The organism is Nocardia farcinica (genome assembly GCF_029867845.1).
GTDB classification, from domain to species: Bacteria; Actinomycetota; Actinomycetes; order Mycobacteriales; family Mycobacteriaceae; genus Nocardia; species Nocardia farcinica_A.
The window spans coordinates 1-4,147 of sequence record NZ_JARWRU010000374.1 but is presented as its reverse complement, the minus strand read 5'-3'; the positions used below and the strand labels follow the sequence as shown (position 1 = coordinate 4,147).

The following is a 4,147-nucleotide window of genomic DNA, read 5'->3' as shown; positions in this document are numbered from 1 at the left end:
CCACTCCTGGAGGGCGCGAGTGGCTTGCCTGGTCTGGGCCACCTTCAGGCCCGCCGCCCGCTTCTCCAGCGCGCGCTGGGCGCCGGGGTCGAGGTCCTGGCCGCTCTGCACCAGGTGCATGCGCCGCACCAGGTCGTTCTGGGCGAAGGCGTAGGCGTAGGACTTGGCGACCAGCGGCAGCAGCCTGCGCTGGTGCATCCGGTAGTCCATGAGCACGACTTCCTCGCCGGAGTCGGGATCGGAGAACTGGCGGCGCTGCAGGGCGTAGCGGACCGCGATGCTCAGCGCCACCCGCGCGCCCGCCGCGGCCGCGCCGCCGACACTGATACGCCCGCGCACCAGGGTGCCCAGGGTGGTGAAGAACCGCCTGCTGGGGTTCTCGATGGGCGAGGAGTAGCTGCCGTCGGGGGCGACGTCGGCGTAGCGGTTGAGCAGCGCCTCGCGCGGCACCCGCACGTGGTCGAAGACGATGCGGCCGTTGTCCACCCCGAGCAGGCCGCCCTTGAGGCCGTCGTCGCTGGTGGTCACGCCGGGCAGATCGGCGCCCTGCTCGTCGCGGATCGGCACCAGGAAGCAGTGCACGCCCTTGCTCTCGCCCTGGGTGATCAGCTGCGCGAACACCGCCGCCATCCGAGCGTGCTCGGCCGCGCCGCCGATGTAGTCCTTGCGCGCCGAGGGCGTCGGGGTGTGGATCACGAACTCCTGGGTGTCCGGGTCGTAGGTGGCGGTGGTCTCCAGGCTGGCGACATCGCTGCCGTGACCGGACTCGGTCATCGCGAAACAGCCGAGCAGATCCAGCGTGATCAGCTTCTTCAGGTACTCGCGGTGCCGCTCGGTGCCGAGGTTCTCCACCGCGCCGCCGAACAGGCCCCACTGCACGCCCGATTTCACCCACAGCGACAGATCGGCGTAGGCGACCATCTCCAGGGCTGTCACCGCGCCACCCGGATCGGCCAGCCCACCCGCCTCGAGTCCGAAGCCGCGTTTGGCGTAGTCGCGCGCGGCCAGTTCCCGCATCTGTTCGAGCACCCTGGCGCGGGCCGCCTTGTAGTCCAGCGTCGGGTCGCCGGCGAAACGTTCGTCGGCGAGCTCCTTGCGCGCCTGCTCCCGTATGTCGCGCCACGGTCCGTCGAGCGCCGCGCGTAGATGATCTGCCGTCGAGCTACCGGTTCCCATGACCTGACCATAGCCGCGCGACCGCCGATCAAACGTGACCCGCGACCGCGGGGTGTGTGTGCCGCGCCACCGAGCAGCACGGAGGATCACGCCACCGCGGGAGCACAGAGGACAATGGCGGGCGAACACGCCGACCCACCCACGGAGACCGATGGCCACCAAGCAGGACTACTTCGACGCCGCGTTCGACATGCTCTCCGCGGAGGGGTACAGCGCGCTCAAGCAGGCGCCCTTGTGCAAGCGGCTCAACGTCACGACCGGCTCCTTCTATCACTACTTCCAGAACTGGCACGACTTCACCAGCCAGTTGCTCGACCACTGGCTGGCCGACCGCACCACCCGGCTGGTCGGCCTGACCGGCGACCAGGACGACCCGCTCGAACAGCTGGAGACCCTGCTCGAGTTCGCCCTCGCGCTCCCGCACCGCGCCGAGGCCGCCATCCGGGTGTGGAGCCGGGTCGATCCCGAGGTCGGTGCGGTGCAGGAGCGGGTGGACCGCAGCCGCACCGAGGTGGTGCTGCGCGCGGCCCGCGCGGTCTTCGACGACGAGCGGGAGGCGCTGGCCCGCGCGCACTCGGCGATGTACCTGCTGGCCGGCTTCCAGGAACTCGACCCCGGCGGCGACACCGCGACCCTGGAGTGGGCGTTGCGGCGGCTGCTGCGCGAATTCGCCGAACAGCACGCCGCGCGAACCGGGCGAGCACCCGCCGGGCGAATCGGTGGCGAACCGCCGGCCAGGAACGCACCCGCGGAGGACGACTACCTTCGCGGGCATGGGGCCTGACGAGAACACGGAAGGGGCGGACCAGTTGGTCCCCCACGAACCACGGTCGGCGTGGGGCGGCCACCGCCGCCTGCGCAGGGCGCCGAAAATGCTGGAACGCGCGGTCGGCCTACTGGTCGCCGACCGCCCGGCGACCGTGGACGCCATCCTCGCGCCGCCCGCGCCACTGCGGCCGATCGATCTCACCGACGAGGCCGAGGTGGCCGAGGTGCTCGATCTGGCGGTCCGCGTCGGTGAGGTGGTGCTGGCCTCCGGCACCGGCGTGATCGACACCGCGAACCAGGTGCGCTTCGTCGCCGCCACCTACGGCCTGACCCGCTGTGATGTCGATGTCACCTACGACTCCATTCGCGTGTGGGCCGATCGCGGGCCGCGTCTGCCACCCGCGGGCACCATGCGCATCGTGCGCTACCGCTCGCACGACTTCACCCGGCTGGCCGCAGCCGACCGCCTGACCCGGCGCATCCGCGACCAGGTGCTCTCCCCCGCCGCCGCCCGCGCCGAACTCGACGCCATCGTGGCCGCGCCGCATCCCTACCCGCGCTGGATGTCGACGCTTGGCTGGTCGCTGATGGCCGCCGCCATCGCCGCCCTGCTCGGCGCCGATCTGCTGGTGTCGGCGCTGGCCTTCCTCACCACCGGCGCCATCGACCGGGCCAACCGCACGCTCAACCAGTACGGCCTGCCCTTCTTCTTCCAGCACGTCGTCGGCGGCTTCATCGCCGCCACCCCGGCCGTGCTGTTGGCCACCTTCGGCGAACCGCTCGGGGTGCGCATCGATGCCACGCTCGTGGTGGCGGCGGGCATCACCGTGCTGCTCAGCGGCCTCGCCCTGGTCGGCTCGGTGCAGGACGCCATCACCGGTGCGCCCATCACCGCCTCCGCCCGCATGCTCGAGGTGGTGATGATGACCGGCGGCATCATCGCGGGCATCGCCCTGGCGTTGCGGCTGGGCGTGACGGTGGGCGCGACCGTGCCGGCGATCGACCTGAACGCGGGCCGCGACATCACCGACCTGCCGGTCAAGATCATCGCGGGCGCCGCCGCGGCGGCCGCCTTCGCACTGGCCTGCTACGCCGAGCGCCGAGCACTGACGGCCGCGGCCTTCGGCGGCGCGGCGGGCACCATCTGCTATCTGTTCGTCCAGCACATGGGATTCGGGCCGATCATCTCCTCCGGTGTGGCGGCCACCCTCGTCGGTCTCGCCGGTGGTCTGGCCGCCCGGCGGGCGATGACCCCGCCGCTGGTGGTCGCGGTCGCGGGCATCACCCCGCTGCTGCCCGGCCTGAAGGTCTACCGGGGCCTGTCGGCGCTGCTGGAGGACGAGCTGGCACTGGGCTTCGACCACCTGTTCGCCGCCTTCGGCGTCGGCTGCGCGCTCGCGGCCGGGGTGACCCTCGGCGAGTGGATCGACCGCACCCTGCGCAGGCCACGGCTGCGCAGGCGCTTCGGCGCGCTACGGAAACCGTCGGTGGTGCGCAGGCCTGCGGTGGTGCTGCGCAAACCGGTCCTCATGCGCAAACGACGGCAACAGGTGGCAGATCAGAAGGCGGCGACGAACCGGCAGCCGCCCGGCGCCCGGCGCGATCGACCGGACCTGTCCGGTTAGTCCATATCTCATCGGCGGCCGCCGCGCACGGGAACCACGCGGTCGCAACGGAATCGGTAGCAGGAATTCACACTGTGTACAGCGGATCGCTACGGCATGTCGCTGGACAAGCCGGGTTCCCGATTGGAGAGTTGTCGGGTATGTGGAACGCAATCGTACAGATCGTCGGCTTCCTGATCATCGGCGTGATCATCGGGTATCTCGCCCGGGCCCTCACGCCCGGCGACGACAAGATGAGCTTCAAGCTCACCGCACTGCTCGGCATGGCGGGCGCCCTCATCGGCGGCATCCTGGCCAGCCTCATCGGAAAGGGGTCCATCACCGAGCTCAACTTCTGGGGCTTCATCTTCGCCGTGATCGCGGCGATCGTGTTGCTGTTCCTGGCGCCGGTCCTGCAGGGCAAGCGCTGACACCAGCCGTCGGCGGAGGTTTCGCCTTCGGTGGACACCGGTGCGACAATACGACCGGGCCGGTATCGTCGGTCCGGTCGGGCAGGGGGGGGGGGGGGGGGCGCGCCGCCCCCCCGGCGGGGTGGGGGGGGGTGTGAGAAAAAATATAGGGAGCGGACCCCGAGGGCC

The 4,147-nt window shown here is 71.0% G+C and carries 4 protein-coding genes; 3 read left to right on the top strand and 1 reads right to left on the bottom strand.

The features are described 5' to 3' along the window. Positions 1–1,176 (bottom strand): acyl-CoA dehydrogenase family protein (locus tag QH283_RS07930; protein ID WP_280502368.1); only part of this gene is annotated, 1,176 nt, incomplete at its 3' end. 151 nt (positions 1,177–1,327) lie between these two features. Between QH283_RS07930 and QH283_RS07925 the strand changes: the two genes are divergently transcribed. From QH283_RS07925 to QH283_RS07915, 3 genes are all read left to right on the top strand, one after another. Beyond that, on the top strand, positions 1,328–1,960 hold the full coding sequence (locus QH283_RS07925; protein WP_280502367.1) for a TetR/AcrR family transcriptional regulator: 633 nt from the start codon (positions 1,328–1,330) through the stop codon (positions 1,958–1,960). 88 nt (positions 1,961–2,048) lie between these two features. Continuing rightward, complete coding sequence (locus tag QH283_RS07920) at positions 2,049–3,569, top strand: threonine/serine ThrE exporter family protein (protein ID WP_280502366.1); 1,521 nt, start codon at positions 2,049–2,051, stop codon at positions 3,567–3,569. Positions 3,570–3,709: 140 nt separating this feature from the next. Further along, positions 3,710–3,979: a GlsB/YeaQ/YmgE family stress response membrane protein gene (locus tag QH283_RS07915; RefSeq protein WP_280502365.1), complete on the top strand. Its 270-nt coding sequence runs from the start codon at positions 3,710–3,712 to the stop codon at positions 3,977–3,979. The last annotated feature ends 168 nt before the right edge of the window (positions 3,980–4,147 follow it).

Bases quoted from the DNA above. Each gene is read 5' to 3' on its own strand.
- QH283_RS07915 (WP_280502365.1), top strand. From the start codon at position 3,710: ATGTGGAACGCAATCGTACAGATCGTCGGCTTCCTGATCATCGGCGTG.
- QH283_RS07920 (WP_280502366.1), top strand. From the start codon at position 2,049: ATGCTGGAACGCGCGGTCGGCCTACTGGTCGCCGACCGCCCGGCGACC.
- QH283_RS07925 (WP_280502367.1), top strand. From the start codon at position 1,328: ATGGCCACCAAGCAGGACTACTTCGACGCCGCGTTCGACATGCTCTCC.